At 40.8% G+C, this 18,332-nt stretch carries 12 protein-coding genes and 6 pseudogenes; 14 read left to right on the plus strand and 4 right to left on the minus strand.

The features are described 5' to 3' along the window. Window positions 1-194: 194 nt before the first annotated feature. Window positions 195-611: a hypothetical protein gene (locus ACRWSG_RS20150; RefSeq protein WP_199529021.1), complete on the plus strand. Its 417-nt coding sequence runs from the start codon at window positions 195-197 to the stop codon at window positions 609-611. A 57-nt stretch (window positions 612-668) separates the two neighbouring features. Here ACRWSG_RS20150 and ACRWSG_RS20155 read toward each other — a convergent pair whose 3' ends face one another. After that, complete coding sequence (locus ACRWSG_RS20155) at window positions 669-1,367, minus strand: hypothetical protein (RefSeq protein ID WP_462167373.1); 699 nt, start codon at window positions 1,365-1,367, stop codon at window positions 669-671. 431 nt (window positions 1,368-1,798) lie between these two features. Here ACRWSG_RS20155 and ACRWSG_RS20160 point away from each other — a divergent pair, with 431 nt between their 5' ends. The 12 genes and pseudogenes from ACRWSG_RS20160 (at window position 1,799) to ACRWSG_RS20215 (ending at window position 16,273) form a co-directional block, all read left to right on the plus strand. Beyond that, on the plus strand, window positions 1,799-2,128 hold the full coding sequence (locus tag ACRWSG_RS20160; protein ID WP_462167374.1) for a type II toxin-antitoxin system PrlF family antitoxin: 330 nt from the start codon (window positions 1,799-1,801) through the stop codon (window positions 2,126-2,128). 56 nt (window positions 2,129-2,184) lie between these two features. Continuing rightward, a pseudogene (locus tag ACRWSG_RS20165) lies at window positions 2,185-2,603 on the plus strand (type II toxin-antitoxin system YhaV family toxin). 311 nt (window positions 2,604-2,914) lie between these two features. Continuing rightward, window positions 2,915-3,109, plus strand: a complete 195-nt coding sequence (locus ACRWSG_RS20170) for a (2Fe-2S)-binding protein (protein ID WP_054554573.1) — start codon at window positions 2,915-2,917, stop codon at window positions 3,107-3,109. Between the two features lie 158 nt (window positions 3,110-3,267). Beyond that, on the plus strand, window positions 3,268-4,800 hold the full coding sequence (locus ACRWSG_RS20175; RefSeq protein ID WP_462167375.1) for a phospholipase D family protein: 1,533 nt from the start codon (window positions 3,268-3,270) through the stop codon (window positions 4,798-4,800). 253 nt (window positions 4,801-5,053) lie between these two features. Then, window positions 5,054-7,310: pseudogene (locus ACRWSG_RS20180) on the plus strand (acyl-CoA dehydrogenase). Between the two features lie 145 nt (window positions 7,311-7,455). Beyond that, window positions 7,456-8,403, plus strand: a complete 948-nt coding sequence (locus ACRWSG_RS20185) for an aminoglycoside phosphotransferase family protein (protein WP_462167376.1) — start codon at window positions 7,456-7,458, stop codon at window positions 8,401-8,403. 2 nt (window positions 8,404-8,405) lie between these two features. After that, the gene (locus ACRWSG_RS20190; RefSeq protein WP_462167377.1) at window positions 8,406-9,377 is read left to right on the plus strand and encodes a Gfo/Idh/MocA family protein; all 972 of its coding nucleotides are present in this window, start codon (window positions 8,406-8,408) and stop codon (window positions 9,375-9,377) included. 143 nt (window positions 9,378-9,520) lie between these two features. Beyond that, window positions 9,521-10,150 (plus strand): uracil phosphoribosyltransferase, encoded by a 630-nt coding sequence (gene upp / locus ACRWSG_RS20195; RefSeq protein WP_054554568.1) that lies wholly within the window; start codon window positions 9,521-9,523, stop codon window positions 10,148-10,150. A 9-nt stretch (window positions 10,151-10,159) separates the two neighbouring features. Continuing rightward, entirely contained in the window at window positions 10,160-11,398 is a 1,239-nt protein-coding gene (locus ACRWSG_RS20200) for a uracil-xanthine permease family protein (RefSeq protein ID WP_462167378.1), read from the plus strand. A gap of 138 nt (window positions 11,399-11,536) precedes the next feature. Continuing rightward, a pseudogene (locus ACRWSG_RS20205) lies at window positions 11,537-13,280 on the plus strand (HAD-IIB family hydrolase). Continuing rightward, window positions 13,273-14,492, plus strand: a pseudogene (locus ACRWSG_RS20210) (glycosyltransferase family protein). Before ACRWSG_RS20205 ends, ACRWSG_RS20210 begins: the two co-directional pseudogenes overlap by 8 nt. A 12-nt stretch (window positions 14,493-14,504) precedes the next feature. Continuing rightward, a pseudogene (locus tag ACRWSG_RS20215) lies at window positions 14,505-16,273 on the plus strand (sugar phosphorylase). Window positions 16,274-16,285: 12 nt separating this feature from the next. Here ACRWSG_RS20215 and ACRWSG_RS20220 read toward each other — a convergent pair. Beyond that, the gene (locus ACRWSG_RS20220) at window positions 16,286-17,329 is read right to left on the minus strand and encodes an ABC transporter substrate-binding protein (protein ID WP_462167379.1); all 1,044 of its coding nucleotides are present in this window, start codon (window positions 17,327-17,329) and stop codon (window positions 16,286-16,288) included. Between the two features lie 120 nt (window positions 17,330-17,449). Between ACRWSG_RS20220 and ACRWSG_RS20225 the strand changes: the two genes are divergently transcribed. Next, complete coding sequence (locus ACRWSG_RS20225; RefSeq protein ID WP_462167380.1) at window positions 17,450-17,836, plus strand: cytochrome b562; 387 nt, start codon at window positions 17,450-17,452, stop codon at window positions 17,834-17,836. 53 nt (window positions 17,837-17,889) lie between these two features. On the opposite strand, the gene ykgO is transcribed toward ACRWSG_RS20225, so the two are convergent. Further along, window positions 17,890-18,027, minus strand: a complete 138-nt coding sequence (gene ykgO, locus ACRWSG_RS20230; RefSeq protein WP_054554561.1) for a type B 50S ribosomal protein L36 — start codon at window positions 18,025-18,027, stop codon at window positions 17,890-17,892. A gap of 18 nt (window positions 18,028-18,045) precedes the next feature. Beyond that, a pseudogene (locus ACRWSG_RS20235) lies at window positions 18,046-18,297 on the minus strand (type B 50S ribosomal protein L31). Window positions 18,298-18,332 lie beyond the last annotated feature (35 nt).

Here is an 18,332-nt window from a genome sequence, read left to right on the forward strand (position 1 = left end):
AAAAAGCAGTTCTTTAGTGTTGGTTTATTTGAAATGAGGATTCAAAAGTTAAAGTTTAATAACGCTAACTTTAGAGGATTTTACATATTTAGCCGTATAATGGCTTTTGGGTTTCAAATGGGTACGGATCGTGCATCTAGTTTGATTTTAAAAAGTTTATAGCTAAACGCCAAAAAATTAACGATAGGAAAACTATGCAGCTAACTTCGTACACATCTTCATTCCTAAAAGAGCCATTATTAGATCAGCAAAATAAAAATGAGCTAAACCCAGCAAGTGAAAGAGCAACAAACCTTCAAGGCTCTAAACAACAAGAAGCGGGCGTTGATTCTGAACCGGAAGTTGAGGCTCAACCAAAGACATCACAAACACAACAAGAGCTAGTAGTAAAAATAAAGGAGTTACAAAATAAGATTAATAGTTTAAAAAGCAATAAAGACCTAGCTCCAGAACAACGAGAAAGTGAGTTACTAGAGCTTAATAAACAACTTGATGAAGAAATAAATGCAGTCCAGCTTGCCGTAAAAAGTAATGTTTCTACGATGATAAACTCATTGTTTGCTCCTACTTCTAGTAATCACTCTGGTATGCTGTTTAACAATAAAGCGTAAGTTTAAGGCAAAGCGCTTGTTCGCAGTTACTTTGCCAATTGCATATTTATAAGTCCGCTAAATTACATACTTTATAAGTGAGTAGATGAGAGTACATATAAAGGTAAATAGGAAGAACCATTTTATGTGAACTGTTATTGGTGACCCGCGTTTGGCTGTTCTGATCATAGTTACTGGGTAATCATACTCAACAAGTGTCTTGAAAAGCTCAGGATGTTCTAAGCTCCAGTCATTTAAAGGAATTGAATCACCATAGCGAGTTTTAAAAATAACAGAAAATAGATAGGCACGCCTAGGTTGTGGATCGTTAATATCGTACCCGCTTTTGGTGCGTGTAAAATTCCATACGTCCTCAACATTAAGTAAATCTTCTCTTTTAAGTGTTCGTGCTTTTCTGTCATCGAATAAAAGTGCAGGCAGGTAAACCTCTTCTTTGTTTATTTTAATTTCGCACAAGGGAGATTCATGGATGAAATAACGCTTATTGGCAATAAACATCTGAATTAAAAAATAACTGAGATAAGTAATGACCACAGCGGCAATTGCACCTGCACCGGATTGTGTTTTCCAAACAAGGTGACATGCAATAATGAAAATAACGGCAGTAATTAATTTTGCCTTGAATTTCTGTGCTTTCGGTAAAGGCACTGCGCATCTTATGATAGGTATTTCAGGTTGCACTTTCGTTTTTATGAAAGTCTGAAAAAAGATTGAGTTAAAGTTATCACGGGTTAATTCAAAAGTAGGCGCTTCCATGTGTCCTCGATTACATATTTAGTATTAGGGGTAAAATAGCAAACGCAGTGCCTTATTACCAACTAAAGGGTTGGCTTTGTTGTGTTATTTAAAAATGGTTTATTTATCATAACGAGTAGCCAACAGGCTCAGGTCTTTCTTTTTGCCCTTTAGCATATTGAAGCCTAATTTTTAGTTATTAACTAACCAAGATTGATACGTGCAAGGATGGCTAGGCTACTACGATTAGAGTTTGCAGGTGCTTTGTATCATGTTACACCGTAAGGGAATGAGCGCACACTCAGCTAGCTGAGGTCTAGACAAGTCCCCCCTTACAGCATTAAGCAACTTGAGTATTTTCTAGCTCATTTTTAAAGGGTAATGCATTTTCATTGCCTGTTCGTTCGTACTAAAATCAAAGCTGATGAAGCAAATAAAAGACAGAGGTTGTTATGGCACAAGTTGTTTTAGAAACTGAATCAACATTGACAGACCGTTTTCAAACTACGGTGCCTAGCCCTGTTCGTAAGGCGTTGCACTTAGGTAAAAAAGATAAAATTAAATACACGATTCAATCTGATGGCAGCGTTGTTATTTCGCGTGCAGCAGTGCAAGAAAGCGATCCTGTACTTGGCGAGTTTTTATCATTCATAGCGCGTGATATGCAGGCTCATCCTGAAAGAATAGAACCGTTATCAGCAAGTATGCGAGAAAACGTTGATGTGTTGATTGAAGGTGTAGAAATCGATTTAGATGCTCCGTTATTGGATGAGGACGAGTAAGTTTGCAAAAAACGATACCAATGGTCGTAAATGGTTAGACACTTTACACTCATCCATTGTTTAAAGAGCAATACATAAGCCTTAAAACACAAGTTGAGGCTCTTCGGAATAAAGATCCAAAGGGCACCTTAAAAAAAATGCAACGAAACGATTAGCCGCTATTCAACGGTTAATCTTTGAACTCATACCGCATGATCCTACCAGCCCTGAGTTTCGCCAAGGAAGCACATTAGGTGATGATAACAAGCACTGGTTTCGAGCAAAGTTCTTCCAACAATACCGTTTGTTTTTTCGATATCATTTAGGGTCAAAAATCATCGTTTATGCATGGGTCAATGATGAAAATAATAAACGTGCATACGGTAGTAAAACCGATGCCTACAAAGTATTCGAAAAGATGTTAAATTCTGGTCATCCACCTGAGGGATGGGATGAACTTTTAAAAGCAGCTAAGGACGAGTTGCTCTTCCCATAATCAAGGCGCGTGTTTTTCCAGTTGTTGAAGTGTTGGGTTCTTTGTTTTTTCATCGCCTAATGCTCTGTATCTGAGCCATCCTCTCTTTTTCTTTCAACTGCAACACTAACCACCCCTCAAAAAAGTTAGAAATTTTTTCTTTACTCGCCTTTAACTAACTGCCCAAATCATAAGGGAAAATTTTTAGTTGTGTGCCATTTATGAAATTTCAGTATAAAAGTTATGCAAATATTGCCTATAACACTATTGCGAACTATTACCGTTTAGATTAATATGCTGACCATCAAGAGAAATGAGAGTGGTTTGCATTCATGTATATCTGTTTATGTCATGGTGTGACTGATAAAAAAATCGAACAAACAATTGATGATGGCGCTATGACGATGCGCGATTTATCAAAAGAGCTGCAAGTGGGTAGCCAGTGCGGCAAGTGTTGCGGTTGTTGTAAAAAAATTCTTAATCGCAAACTGATCGAAATTGCAGATATCACTGAGCAAGTAGCGTAATTACTTGCTCTTAAGCATGCGTGCTTAACAATTTTTCCTTTGTTTAATTGTTCTAATTAATCCCCATACTTACGAGTTTTTATTTGCTTTTAACCCCTTCATTTATTAGGGTTATAACAAAGCAGATACGTGTATCACACGGTCATTGGTAGGAAGCCATGATAATAGACTCTTCAAAATCACTTTTTTGTGCAGTACTCATTTTAATCACCGCGGGCTGCGCGCAATTACCTTCACGAGAGTCCATTCAACCAAGCTATGCCATTGCAGCAGATACACCCAGTACCATAGGAGATGCAGTGGGTAATAATCATCCTGGGTTATCAGGGTTTTATCCTTTAGCAGATGGGGTCGATGCCTTTGTAGCTAGGTTGGCGCTCATTGATTCTGCAGAGCACACCATTGATGTGCAGTACTATTTATACCACAGGCAGCAAACCACCATTTTATTTACGGCCTTTTTATTAAAAGCCGCAGATAGGGGGGTAAGAATTCGCTTGTTGCTCGATGACTTATCGCAAGCCGACAGTGAGCTTGATTTAGCCGCACTGGCTGTACATCCAAATATTGAAGTTCGATTATTTAATCCATTTCCTAACCGTCGTTTTAGGGCGCTCGGCTTTATTACCAACTTTAGACAGCTTTCTAGGCGCATGCATAATAAGAGCTTTATAGTCGATAATCGTATTTTTATTACTGGTGGGCGAAACATTGGTAATGCGTACTTTTCGGCTGAAGATCATTCTGAGTTTATTGATTTAGATGTTATGAGTGTTGGTGAAATTGTTCCAAATGCATCAAAAGCATTTGATTTATATTGGAATCATCAATTGTCTTACCCAGTTGAAGATTTACACGGTAAACGTGATGAACAATCACTCATAGATATCACTAAAACATTGTCGAGCTATGTTGAACAAAACCGACAGAGCAATTATGTTCAGCAGCTGCATGAAAGCGAGTTTGTTAAACGCTTACTTGATGACGAAATTACATTTGACTGGCAAACCTCAGAGCTGTTTTTTGACCATCCTGATAAGGTTTTAAATGATGTGCGTGAAAAGTCGTCAAATATGTCGCCACGTTTACTTCAAAGGCTGGGGCAACCAGAGCAAAGAGTTATTATTATTTCGCCTTACTTTATTCCCAAAGAGCAAGGCGTTAAGTTGCTAACATACTGGGTGCGGCAGGGCGTTAACGTTACTGTGCTAACAAATTCACTAGCCGCCACGGATGTCTCAGCTGTGCATGCAGGATATAAAAAGTACCGCAAAGATTTAATTTCTGGAGGGGTAAAACTTTGGGAATTAAAGCCAAGTGACTTGATGACCGTTAAGCGCAAAGCAGGGCGTAAGGTTACTGGGTCATCACAAGCAAGCCTACACGCAAAAACCATGACCTTTGATGATGAAAAGATCTTTGTCGGTACCATGAACCTTGACCCTCGCTCACTTGATTTAAATACTGAAATGGGTGTATTGATCAACAGCTCTAAATTAAGTCGATCACTATCAAAGTGGGTTGATACTGATATGGCTGAGTATGCTTGGAAAGTTGATTTAAAGGATGATGATTTAGTTTGGCTCGACACAGTGAGTAATGAGCAATTTGATGAAGAGCCACAAACGTCTTCTTGGCGACGTTTTCAAGTGTGGTTTATTTCGTTATTCCCTATCGAGGATGAGCTATAAAGCATTCCTTCAGCATTTACACCTAAGCCCAACTTTTTAGTTGGGCTTTTTATTGTCAGCCTTTAGTTGTTAACCATTTTGGGATAAAAAATAGCGTTTGAGCTTACACGTGTAAACCCATTGTATTCAAGTGCTTAGCATGCAAAGAAAAAATAAATATAAAAAAATGTTAAAAAAACTGGTTGGACCAATTGATCTATTGCTTATTTTATGACGTAATGTAGGTATTACTATCTGGTCGGATGAGTTTATTATGAGCTTACGTACAAAATTAAAAAAAGTATTACCTAGTATTTCAATTACAGAACAAGAAGCGTTAGATGCGGGTGATGTTTGGTTAGAAGGTTCAATCTACCAAGGTAAACCTGATTTCGATGCACTTCGTGACGTGCCAGCAGCTAAGCTGAGCGCTGAAGAGCAAGCATTCTTAGATGGCCCAGTGAAAGAATTATTATCAATGATTGATGATTCTGAAATTCAAAATGGTGTTCATCTTCCTGACTACATTCTTGATTTCTTGAAAAAAGAGCGCTTTTTCTCGCTTATCATTCCTAAATCATTCGGCGGTTTAGAATTCAGCCCATATGCAAATTCAACAATCGTTGCGACTATCGCGACTAAGAGTTCTGCGGTTGCGGTAACCGTGATGGTTCCTAATTCATTAAATTACAGGTGAGCTATTACTTCACTTTGGTACTAAAGAGCAACAGAATCACTACTTACCACGTCTTGCAAATGGTCGCGACATTCCTTGTTTCGCACTAACTAGCCCAGAAGCGGGTTCAGATGCGGGTGGTATTCCAGATATCGGTGTTGTTAAACGTGGTCAGTTTAATGGCGAAGAAGTGTTAGGTTTAGAAATTACCTGGGACAAACGCTATATCACACTTGCGCCAATTGCGACAGTATTAGGTTTAGCATTTAAAGTAGTTGACCCTGATGGTTTACTCGGTGGCAAAGAAAACCTCGGTATTACCTGTGCGCTAATTCCTAAAGATCACCCTGGTGTTGAACTTGGTAATCGTCATGATCCTATGGGTATCCGTTTTTACAACGGTACGACTCGCGGTGAAAAAGTATTTGTACCAATGGACTTCATCATTGGTGGTCAAAAGAACATCGGTCGTGGCTGGCAAATGCTGGTTAGCTGTTTAGGTGCAGGCCGTGGTATTTCGTTACCAGCACTAGGTGTTAGCTCATCACAAGTGGCATTCAAAGGTGCTTCTGAGTACGCAGCAGTGCGTGAGCAGTTTGGTCTGGCGATTGGTCAATTCGAAGGTATCCAAGAGAAGCTTGCTGATATCGCAGGTAAAACTTACCTTCAAGAAGCAATGCGTGTATTAACAACAGAAGGTTTAGGCATGGGCTTAAAACCATCTGTAGTCACTGCGATTGCTAAATACCACATGACAGAAATCGGTCGTAACGTGCTTGATTCAGCAATGGATATTCAAGCAGGTAAAGCAATTCAAAATGGTCCGCAAAATACATTAGCAAGTGGTTATGTTGCACAACCAATCGCAATCACGGTTGAAGGTGCAAACATTCTTACTCGTAACCTTATGATTTTTGGTCAAGGTGTAATGCGTTGTCACCCTTACCTGCAATCTATGGTTGAGTCTATCCACAGCGAAGACAAAAATGCAGATAAAGAATTCAACAGCATTTTACGTAAAACAGTGGGTTACAGCGTAGCTAACAGCTTACGAGCTTTCCGTTTAGGTGTATTACCGTTTACTGCGGGTGCTAAATCGTCACTACCAGAAGTACGTGCTTACGAAAAAGCAGCGCACAAACTATCTGCAAAACTTGCAGTTTACGCTGACTTCTCGTTATTGGTTCTGGGCGGCAAACTTAAGCAAGCAGAAATGTTATCTGCACGTTTAGGCGACGTAATGAGCTTCTTATACGCTGCTATGGCATCAATTAAATACTACGAGCAAAAAGTAGCAAGCAGTGAACGTGAGCAAGCTGCGCCTTACTTCCACTATGCGACTCGCTTTGCACTACAAAGCGCTGAAGAAGCATTGCATAAGTTCTTAGATAACTTCCCTGCAAGTGGTACTCGTAAGTTTATGCGTTTCATTACGATGAACTACTCAATGAAAATGCCTAAAATCAGCGATGATTTAATCCGTGAACTAGCGACTCAAGCGCAAATGGATACGGCATTTAAAGCGCAAATCACTCACTTGGTTAACCCAATTGAAGGTGATGGTCATTACATCAATGAGCAAGCGTACAAAGCGAAAATGGCGTGCCTTGATTTACTTGCAAAAGTTAAAAAAGCACTGCGTGCTAAAACTATTAAGCCGGGTGTTCGTTTTGCAGAAACGCTTGATAATGCACTTGTTGCAAGTGTTATCAACGAAGAAGAGTATGCAAAACTGATTGATTACAACAAGAAACGTGAAAAAGCGATTCGTGTTGATGAGTTTGACTTTGACATGAACTTACTGGATGACAATGCAAAGCCAGTAAACCCACTTAAAAGTGTGGTAAACGAGTAATTCAACAATGCAAGTCCTGAGCAGTATTAGGACTTTATCTTCGAAAACCCGTGCTTAGCACGGGTTTTTTATTGCTTATAGGTCGTTGTACCAATAGCCAATATCACCTACCATTGCCATCGGTTTATATAAATTACAGAGCGTTATGGATCTTAGGCAATTTGTTACTTCTCACTTTTCAAACATTACAGAGCTACAGCAAGCGGCATCAGTATGGAGCGGATGCGGTGAGATTATTCGTTGCCAAATGGATGGTGTGGCTAGGGTAATTAAAGCGATTGAAGTGCCTAGCCAAATTAGTCATAGTCGTATAAAACAAAGTGATTTTGCGCTTGCCAGAAAGCGGCAATCTTACTTAGTCGAATTTAATTGGTATCGGCATTACGCTAAGCAATTGCCCCATGAAGCTGCGGCTATTCATTGTATTGAGGCAATCCAAGAGGGCAGTAAGCAAGCGCTGTTATTTAGTGATTTCAGTGCACTTGGCTACCAGCAAGCAAGTGCTACACACCGCGACATTGAAGCAATTATAAACTGGCTTGCACACTTTCATGCTTTTCATTTAGCAAGCTCTGCCGATGGCCTTTGGCCGCGAGGTAGTTATTGGCATTTAGCAACACGGCCCGATGAGCTAAAGCGTATGAGCGATTTAAGCTTAAAAGCGCAGGCACACGCTATTGATACTGCGTTGAGTGAGTCACCTTATCAAACGTTAATACATGGTGATGCTAAGCTTGCCAATTTTGCGATTGCACCACAAAACCAACATGTTATTGGCTATGATTTTCAATATGTTGGCAAAGGTGTTGGGGTGATTGATGTCATGTATTTTTTAGGCAGTTGCTTAGATGATACTGCATTAAAATCAGTTGCAGATGACTATTTAAATCGCTATTTTGACACCCTCACACAGGGACTAAAACGTTATCAGCCGAGTGTCAATCCAGCGCATGTCGTTAGCAGTTGGCGAGCGCTTTGGTGTTACGCATGGAGCGATTTTTATCGTTTTTTAGCCGGTTGGAGCCCAGAACATGCAAAAATAAACGGCTACATGCAGCAGCAATTTGTAACGTATTTAAAAATAAAGGATTAGCAATGAATAAGCCAATGCGATTTGCCATTATCGGCTGTGGTGCTGTAACCGAAGTGAAAAGCGGCCCTGCTTATCAACACGCAGAAGGTATTGCGCTTATTGGGATAACACGCCGCGACTTAGAAAAAGCCCATGATTATGCTAAACGCCACAATGTTGCAAAGGTGTTCGCATCGCCGAGCGAACTCATTAACGATAACAGTGTTGATGCCGTGTATATTGCCACGCCGCCAGATAGCCATAAAGCGTTTGCTCTTGAGGTTGCTGCGGCAGGTAAACCGTGTTGTATCGAAAAGCCACTGGCGCCAAGTTATCAAGATAGCCTTGACATTGTTACAGCATTTAAAGAGGCTAAACAGCCGCTATTTGTCGCTTATTATCGCCGTTCATTACCACGCTTTAATCACGTTAAACAATTACTTGAGCAAGGTGCCATTGGTAAGCCTCGTCATGTAAGTTGGCATTTAAGTAAAGCACCTAACGCCCTTGATTTATCGGGTGAATACAACTGGCGCACAGATCAAAACGTGGCTCGAGGAGGTTACTTTGACGATTTAGCCAGCCATGGTCTTGATTTACTTGCTTACCTTTTAGGTGATTTTAATAAGGTGCATGGTTTATGTGCTAATCAACAAGGCTTATATTCAGCATTCGATGCTATTACCGCGCACTGGCAGCATCAATCGGGTGTTACAGGCACTGGGAGCTGGAACTTTGCTTCATCTAATCGTTTTGATGATGTGATGATTTTTGGCAGTGAAGGCGAGCTTAGCTTTAGTGTTTTTGACGAAAAACCGATTTTGCTTAACAACGCACAGGGCAAACAAGAGTTCGTAATTGATAACCCCGCGCATATTCAACAATATCATGTTGAAAACATGGCGAACTATTTTCATGCTCAGCAACCACACCCATCAAGCGGTGAAAGCGCACTTCATACAAGTTGGGTTATGGAGAAAATACTATCGGGTTGAAGAAGTTATACAGGTATGTTTGCTTTTTATTGAATAAAATTAAGTCATTTAAAAGAATTAATGCAAATGTTGTGCATTTTTTGCAGTAGAGCTCATTAATTTACGCTAAAATAGGCGTAATTTATTTCATTTAGGTTCTACTTATGTCTATCCATGTAATTACTCATCCGTTAGTTCAACACAAACTTGGCCTTATGCGCGCAGAAGGTATTAGTACTAAAAGTTTCCGTGAGCTAGCGTCTGAAGTAGGTACCTTGCTTACTTACGAAGCAACAAAAAACCTACCATTAGAAAGCGTACAAATCACTGGATGGGATGGTTCAACATTAGATGTAGAGCATATCAAAGGTAAAAAAATTACTGTTGTGCCTATTCTTCGTGCCGGCCTTGGTATGATGGATGGTGTAATGCAGTTATTACCTGCGGCAAAAGTAAGTGTTGTTGGTCTTCAGCGTAACGAAGAAACACTTGAGCCAGTACCTTACTTTGAAAAACTAGTGGGTAAAATTGATGAGCGCTTAAGCCTCGTTATTGACCCAATGCTGGCAACTGGTGGTTCAATGATCGCAACTATCGATATGCTTAAAAAAGCTGGCTGTAAAGATATTAAAGTGATTGTATTAGTAGCAGCGCCAGAAGGCGTAGAAAAAACCCTTGCAGCGCACCCTGATGTTGAAATTTTCACAGCATCATTAGATAGCCACTTAAACGAAAAAGGATACATCATTCCAGGCTTAGGAGATGCCGGTGACAAGATTTTTGGCACAGTGTAAGGCGCTCACGTGGAAAATCATCAAACATTTTCGTTAAAAACCATTCTAACTGGCGCGCAAATGCTGTTTGTTGCATTTGGCGCCTTGGTACTTGTGCCGCTACTGACAGGCCTTGATCCTAATGTGGCTTTATTTACCGCAGGTTTAGGAACCTTGTTGTTTCATGTGGTTACCAAAGGCCAAGTTCCTATCTTTTTAGCATCGTCTTTTGCTTTCATCGCACCTATTATCGCCTCGGTACAAATGTGGGGCATTCCCGCAACTATGGGCGGTTTGATGGTGGCAGGCTTTTGTTATGTTGCGCTTAGCTTGATTGTAAAATTTAAAGGCGTGAATGCACTGCACAAGGTGTTACCGCCTGTGGTTGTTGGCCCTGTGATCATGGTGATTGGTTTAGCATTAGCCCCCGTCGCTGTGAATATGGCAATGGGTAAAACAGGGGATGGCAGTGCACAATTAGTTCCTTATGATCAAGCAATTTGGGTGTCTGGTTTATCATTACTGGTTACGCTGATTTTTGCGGTATGGGGCAAAGGTGTATTTAAACTTATTCCTATTCTTGCTGGTGTGGTAGCAGGTTACCTTGCTTCGTTATTTATAGGTATTGTTGAATTTAATGCGGTCACTGAAGCAAACTGGCTAGCAGTGCCTGCATTTACTTACCCTGAGTTTAAGTGGCAAGCTATTTTGTTTATGGTGCCTGTAGCCATTGCACCAGCAATTGAACATATTGGCGACATGATGGCTATTAGCCAAGTAACAGGTAAAGACTATTTAAAGAAACCAGGTTTACACCGCACTTTACTAGGTGATGGCTTAGCAACCTCTGCGGCATCAATTTTTGGTGGTCCACCGAATACAACGTACTCTGAAGTAACGGGGGCGGTAATGTTTACGCGTAACTTCAACCCTCGCGTGATGCTTTGGACCGCTATCATCGCTATTGTGCTGGCGTTTGTGGCAAAAATGGGCGCGGGTTTACAAACTATTCCGGTTCCTGTGATGGGCGGCATCATGATTTTGCTATTTGGCTCTATCGCCGTTGTTGGTTTAAATACCTTAGTAAAATCAGGTGAAGATCTTACCGCGCCTCGCAACTTGACTATCATCGCACTGATTTTAGTGTTTGGTATTGGTGGCATGCATATCGGTGGTGATGAGTTTAGTTTGCAAGGTGTGAGCTTATGCGCAATTTTGGGGATTATCTTAAATGCTGTTCTCCCCAAAGCAGTGCAACAAGCTGATTAGAACTTAAAAACAGCTTGAATATTGCACCAAAAAAGCGCATTTAATATGCGCTTTTTTTGTAACTAACTAAAATTTAAGGAATTATAAAACTGGTCTACTAACTGCATTTATCTCTATGTCATACTGGTAGGAGCGATTATGCAAGAGGCAAATGTTGTGGATATTACCCCGTTTTTAGCGAAGCATCAGTTACCACTCAAGTATCAATACTTAAGTGAGCAGTTTTTTATACCCCTCGCGCACGATATCTTAAGCGCAAAAATGACCGGCCAACCTATGCTGGTGGCGATTAACGGCTGCCAAGGCTCAGGTAAAACGACCCTCGCTGACTTCTTAGTGACTTGGGTTAATAGCAATACCGAATTTAATGGCGTGTCATTATCAATCGATGACTTTTATTTAAGTCGTGATGCACGCAACGAGCTTGCTAAAGATGTTCATCCTTTGTTTGCGAGTCGTGGTGTACCGGGTACGCATGATACGCAATTAATGGAGCAAACCTTATCAGCTTTGTTGGCTGGTAAAGTGGATGTGCCATTACCTCAATTTGATAAGCTAACTGATGATCCGGTGCCAAAAGAGCAGTGACATCAGTAACCAAAAGCCGATTGATATCGTGTTTTTTGAAGGCTGGTGTGTAGCCAGTACGCCCCAACAGCCTTATCAACTGCAAACTCCGGTAAATGAATTAGAGCAACTAGAAGATGCTGACGGCATTTGGCGCCGCTGCGTAAATAGTTGCTTAGCGAATGAATATCAACATGTATTCGCAATGGCCGATTACACCATTATGTTAAAAGCGCCTTCATTTGAAGATGTGTATGCGTGGCGCTTGGAACAAGAGCATAAACTAATTGCCAAAAAAGGCCAGGGGCAGGGCACGTTTGACGAAGTGAGTTTAAAGCGTTTTATCTCTCATTTTGAACGTATTACGCTGGAAAACTTAGCCACTCTTGCGCACAGCGTGGATGCGTTACTATTACTTGATACTGAGCGTGATATCACCAAGATGGAACTTCTCGCAGACCAGATTGCTCAACCACTTATTTTTACTGATTTAGACGGCACATTGCTCGATCACGACAGTTACGAATGTGAAGTGATCAAACCATTTTTGGCAAAGTTGAATGATACCGGTGTCAATGTGGTTTTTAATACCAGCAAAACCTTTGCTGAAGTCACTGATATTCAAAAAGGTTTGGATCATCACCAACCCTTTATTGTGGAAAATGGTGCGGCTGTTTATATCCCGAAAGACTATTTTAAAGTAAAGCCAATTGGCTGTGATGAATATAAAGGTTATTGGCGCTTTGCCATGACGCAAAGTACCGATAAATTGCATGACGACCTTAAACAATATGCCAGTCAATTTAGCCATTGTGTACGCTTATTTAGTCAATTTAGTGCACAAGAAATAGCCAAATTAACAGGGCTCCCCGTCGATAAAAGTGAATTGGCTCTACAAAGACAGTACTCAGATCCGGTTTGTTTTTCGGGCAGTGATGAAGAAAAGCAAGGTTTTATAGATGCAATGAGCCAAGCAGGCTACGAAGTGCTTGTTGGCGGGCGTTTTATCCATTTAACTAAAGGTAACAATAAAGGACTTGCACAAAAGTGGCTGTTAAATCAGTTCAAAAAAGCCTATCGCAATCCTTTTACTGTGATAGCGCTTGGCGACAGTCAAAACGATGTAGCCATGCTAAAGGCGGCCGACACCGCTATTTTAATCAATAACCCTGGCAGCCAAGTGCAATCACAAATATTACAAAAAGCATGGCAGCTCAGCGAAAAACCAGCCCCAGCAGGTTGGGTTCAAGAAGTTTCTGCGTTAACTATCATCAAAGCGCGTTTTGCAGCAAAACAGGAGCAATCTCATGGCTGATTTTTATCAAAATGGCATTATCACGACCTTACACAATATTGCTGACCGCCCAGTAGAAGAACTAGAAAAAGAGTTGTTGGGCTTTTCAAAACAACGCCCAATGGGCCTAATTTTACCCTCGCTTTACAGTGAACTAGAGGGGCCCGCTTTGCAAAATATAATTGCAGAGCTGAAACATGTGCCTTATTTATCGCAAATTACCATTGGTCTAGATCGCGCCGATGAAAGCCAATATCGTCATGCTCTGCAGTTTTTTGCGGAGCTTGATCAGCCTCATAAGGTACTTTGGAATGATGATCACGTTTACAAGCGCTCGATAAAGAACTACAAAAATTGGGCGTTGCGCCACGAGAGCTAGGTAAAGGTCGCAATGTTTGGTATTGCATGGGTTATAAGTTGGCAACCTCAAAAGTAGAGTCAATTGCACTGCATGACTGCGATATTTTGACTTACGACAGAGCGCTTTTAGCACGCTTAATTTACCCTGTTGCTCATCCTCGCTTTAACTATGAATTTTGTAAAGGGTTTTATCCGCGCACCGCTGAGGGCAAAATTAATGGTCGCGTGTCACGATTGCTGGTAACGCCGTTATTGCGTTCATTTAAAACAATATTAGGTAGCAACGATTACTTAGAATATATGGATTCTTTTCGTTACCCGCTTGCGGGTGAGTTTTCATTCCGCCGTGATGTACTTAACGATATTCGTATTCCAAGTGACTGGGGCTTAGAAATTGGCGTGTTATCAGAGATGTATCGCAATTACTCGCATAACCGTTTATGTCAGGTCGATATTGCTGATAACTATGATCATAAACACCAAGATTTATCGCTAGAAAACCAAGCGGCGGGCTTGTCGAAAATGTCGATTGATATCACCAAAGCTTTATTCAGAAAGCTCGCTACCCAAGGCGTTACCTTTACGACAGAAACGATTCGTTCATTAAAGGCAACCTATTACCGAATTGCACTCGATTTTATTGAAACCTATCACAATGATGCGTTAATGAATGGCTTAACACTTGATATTCATCATGAAGAAAAAGCCGTTGAAATGTTTGCTCAAAATATTATGAATGCAGGTCAGCACTTTTTAGAAAATCCAATGGAAGCACCCTTTGTGCCGAGTTGGAACCGAGTAGCTTCGGCAATGCCGGAGGTGTTTGCTCGCTTAGAAGAAGCCGTAGAGCTTGATAACAAAGAATATATTTAACGGGGAAGGCACGTGACTTTAGAGCTTTTGCAACAAAGGGTTATTCAGCATTTAACCTGCATCTACGGCGAGGTTGTGCTATCAACAACGCTTGAACAACTCGCAGATAGATTAATCAATACCATGTTAGGTGATGATCCTGTTCGAGACCCAACGCCGCATAAAAACCGTTGGGATGAGCAAGATATGATTTTAATTGCCTACGGTGATTCGATTATTCGTCATGCTAATACGGATGACGCGGTTGCTAAGCCTGAAGAGCCGCCTTTGCATACCTTGCATCGCTTTGTTAAAAACCAGTGTTTGCCTGAACTCAATGCCCTGCATATTTTGCCGTTTTACCCATATAGCTCCGACGAAGGTTTTGCGGTGATGAACTATGTACAAGTGAATGAAGCGCTTGGCAATTGGCAGCATATTCGCGATATATCAGCGGATGTCAGGTTGATGGCCATTTAGTGATTAACCATTGTTCAAGCCGAAGCGTCTGGTTCGAAAACTTTATTCAAGGTAAAGAGCCGGGGAAAGGGTACTTTAAAACCGCGAGCCCAAGTGACGACCTTGTGCAAGTTGTTCGCCCGCGTACATCGCCTCTTCTACAAGCGGTTGAAACAAAAGATGGTTTGCAACATGTGTGGTGTACCTTTAGTCATGACCAAGTCGATTTTGATTTTGCCAACCCAGATGTGCTTAATGAATTTGTGGGGATAATTCGCCATTACTTAGATAATGGTGTACGTATTTTTCGTCTTGATGCAGTGGCATTTTTATGGAAAAAGCTTAATACCCGCTGCATCAACTTACCTGAAACTCATGAGGTGATCAGGTTACTTCGTACCCTTATAGAGCATGTTGAACCTAATGTGATTATTATCACTGAAACCAACATTCCTAACCGCGAAAACCTGTCGTACTTTGGTAATGCCAACGAAGCGCACTGTATTTACAATTTCTCACTGCCACCACTGTTATTGCACACTTTGCTCAGTGGTGACAGCACCGCATTAAAACATTGGATGATGAGTATGCCGCCAGCCCAACAAGGTACGGCTTACTTTAACTTTATCGCATCTCATGATGGCATTGGTTTACGCCCCGTTGAAGGCCTGCTCGATCAAGCGCAAATAGCGGAAATGGTAAGTACAACTGCAAAATATGGCGGTAAAGTCTCATTACGTACTGCACCAGATGGTACCAATACCCCTTATGAGTTAAACATTGCCTTATTTGATGCTCTGCAAGGAACGCATCAAGGCCCTGATAAGTGGGGTGTTGCTCGCTTTTTATGTGCGCATGCCATTATGTTTGCGCTTGAAGGTATTCCTGGTTTGTATATTCATAGCCTACTTGGTACTACCAACGATTATGATCGCTTTGAAAATAGCCAGCATAACCGAGCGATTAACCGTCACCGTTGGCAGGAATCTGATTTATTGGCAAAGCTGAGTAACGAAAATGCTCATCATCGTACTGTGTTTAAAGCGATGAAAAACCTAATGGCTATTCGTAAGGCACAAAGAGCATTTCACCCTAATGCAACCCAATATACGTTACATTTAAGCGAAGGGCTCTTTGGTTTTTGGCGACAAAGCATCAATCGTTCGCAAAGTATGTTTTGTGTTTATAACATTAGTGACGAGCAACAAACGCTTACGCTTGCCGACTTAAATTTGATTGGTACCGAACAATGGCGAGATTTAATTAGCGGTGAGCAAATTACCGAGCAGACAAAAACAATGTCGCTAACCCCATATCAAGCTGTATGGCTCAGTAATAAGTAATGTAAACGCCCTTTACAGTGCGCTTTTGGTTGCTTCTAACAGAAGTGATTCAACACTGAAGGGAAGGGGATTTTCATTTGATTTACTGAAAACGCGAAAGTTAATTGCTAAGTTATCACTGTGAATTTGTTCAACAAGCTTGAGTGTTTGTTCGTTATGTTGGCTGAAAATAGCCACTTCATGATGCATAGGTGCGGTTTCGTGTTTATTCAATAAATCATAAATATTTACCAAAGCAAACGCCCCCAACGTAACATGGTCGCCGATAGTGACGTCTATCTTCTCTGCTACGGCTCTGAGCGGCCAATTTATTGCGCCAACTAATACATCTTTGCGTTTGTTTAACTCATCAAGCGCAGTAATTGCTCCTAATGCCATAGCATCGTTGGCAGCCCAGACAATATTCATGTTTGATTGATGGCTAAAGTAGCCAAGACTATGGCGATACGCTTGTGTTGCTGACCAGTTGGCAACCGTTTTTGCGGTGATAATAGCATTCTCATGCGTTTGAACACTTTGCTCTAAACCTTCTTCTCTATCAAGTGCTGCATGGGTGGTGTAATCGCCATTTATAGCGAGAAAATTGGCCGCGTACTGAGCTTTTTCAATCAGTTTATCTGCGAGTAATTGCCCTGCTTGTTTGTTGTCGGGTTCCACACTACCTGCGATTTTAATGCCATGATCAATCAAACGTTTTAGTTCTAATTCTGATGGGCGGTTAAGTAGAAAATAAATAGGTGTAGAGGTGCTATTTAAGCTTAAAAGTTGTTGGGTGAGCACGCTTTTTTCGTCAACTAAAATCAGCATATCAGGCTTTGCTTTAATCGCCTTAGCTACTAATGACTTCATTTCAATATGATTTCGATTGGCATAATGAATCGTTAAATCGAGATCAAAGTCTTTGGCAGCATCACGCATCAACTGAGACACTTCAAACCAAAATGGGCCTGTGACATTCGTATTTTCATAGCCAGGGTTTATAAAAATAATACTTTGTTTGGCAAAAACACTTGGTAAGTAAAATAGCAAGATAATGAAAAATACTGTTCTTAGCATAATCTGATTAGGTTAAAAGGTTGGTATGGTGAAGTATAGCGCGAATTGGTAGGTTTGAGATTGGGTTTATTATTTGTTTCGCTTTATAATGGTCCATAAATAGCATTTGGTTGAGGGTGTATGAAAGCCATTATTATTAGTATTTTAATCATTTTTTCGAGTGTGAGTGTAGCCTCTGATATTGATCTTGAGGCCAATATGAAAAATATGGGGCTTGCTTATAAAAACACCGTACGGGCTACTGATTTAGCTACCTTTAATGCCGCTATTGATGAGTTTATTGTGTTGTTAGAGACAGCTAAAACAGCTGATTTTAAACAGCATAAAACAGCGTCTCTAGAAGGGCTTAATAAAGTCATAAATCAAGCAAAGCAAGCGAAGCAACTTGCAACAACTCGTGGCCTTGAAGCTGCAAAAGCGCCGCTTAAATCTATTGATGAGTTACGTAAAAAATACCATGAGCTCCATGAGCCGCCAGGCTTTTGGGAGTTGTTATTTGGCAACTAAGCTATTGAGTTAGATTTACTTTAATTCAAAAAAAAGGTGCCGGGGCACCTTTTTTAACGCTTTTTCTTTTTACCTTGAACTGCTTTAAAACGCGGGTTGTCTTTATTAATAACATAGACACGACCTTTACGTTTTACGATTTGGCAGCCCGGGCGGTTCTTCGCGCTTTTTAATGAACTTAATACTTTCATGTTCTTTCCTTATAGCAACTATTTGCTCGCCAAGTTTTTGAAACGACGATTAAACGCTGCAACACGGTCATCGCTCGCAACGGCTTTTTGTTTACCGGTATAGAACGGGTGCGAATCGCTTGATACGTCAATTGGTACATAAGGATAAGTTTTTCCTTTAAGTTAGATCGTACGTGTAGTTTTGATTGTCGAACCAATAATAAAGTAGCTGTCTGCCGCTGTATCATGAAAAGCGACTTGCTGGTAATCAGGATGGATATTTGGCTTCATAATGCACCTATTTGTTATGTGATAATGTAGCGATT

The sequence above is a fragment of the Pseudoalteromonas sp. GB43 genome (assembly GCF_054923805.1).

Bases quoted from the DNA above. Each gene is read 5' to 3' on its own strand.
- ACRWSG_RS20150 (WP_199529021.1), top strand. From the start codon at position 195: ATGCAGCTAACTTCGTACACATCTTCATTCCTAAAAGAGCCATTATTA.
- ACRWSG_RS20155 (WP_462167373.1), bottom strand. From the start codon at position 1,367: ATGGAAGCGCCTACTTTTGAATTAACCCGTGATAACTTTAACTCAATC.
- ACRWSG_RS20160 (WP_462167374.1), top strand. From the start codon at position 1,799: ATGGCACAAGTTGTTTTAGAAACTGAATCAACATTGACAGACCGTTTT.
- ACRWSG_RS20170 (WP_054554573.1), top strand. From the start codon at position 2,915: ATGTATATCTGTTTATGTCATGGTGTGACTGATAAAAAAATCGAACAA.
- ACRWSG_RS20175 (WP_462167375.1), top strand. From the start codon at position 3,268: ATGATAATAGACTCTTCAAAATCACTTTTTTGTGCAGTACTCATTTTA.
- ACRWSG_RS20185 (WP_462167376.1), top strand. From the start codon at position 7,456: ATGGATCTTAGGCAATTTGTTACTTCTCACTTTTCAAACATTACAGAG.
- ACRWSG_RS20190 (WP_462167377.1), top strand. From the start codon at position 8,406: ATGAATAAGCCAATGCGATTTGCCATTATCGGCTGTGGTGCTGTAACC.
- upp (WP_054554568.1), top strand. From the start codon at position 9,521: ATGTCTATCCATGTAATTACTCATCCGTTAGTTCAACACAAACTTGGC.
- ACRWSG_RS20220 (WP_462167379.1), bottom strand. From the start codon at position 17,329: ATGCTAAGAACAGTATTTTTCATTATCTTGCTATTTTACTTACCAAGT.
- ACRWSG_RS20225 (WP_462167380.1), top strand. From the start codon at position 17,450: ATGAAAGCCATTATTATTAGTATTTTAATCATTTTTTCGAGTGTGAGT.
- ykgO (WP_054554561.1), bottom strand. From the start codon at position 18,027: ATGAAAGTATTAAGTTCATTAAAAAGCGCGAAGAACCGCCCGGGCTGC.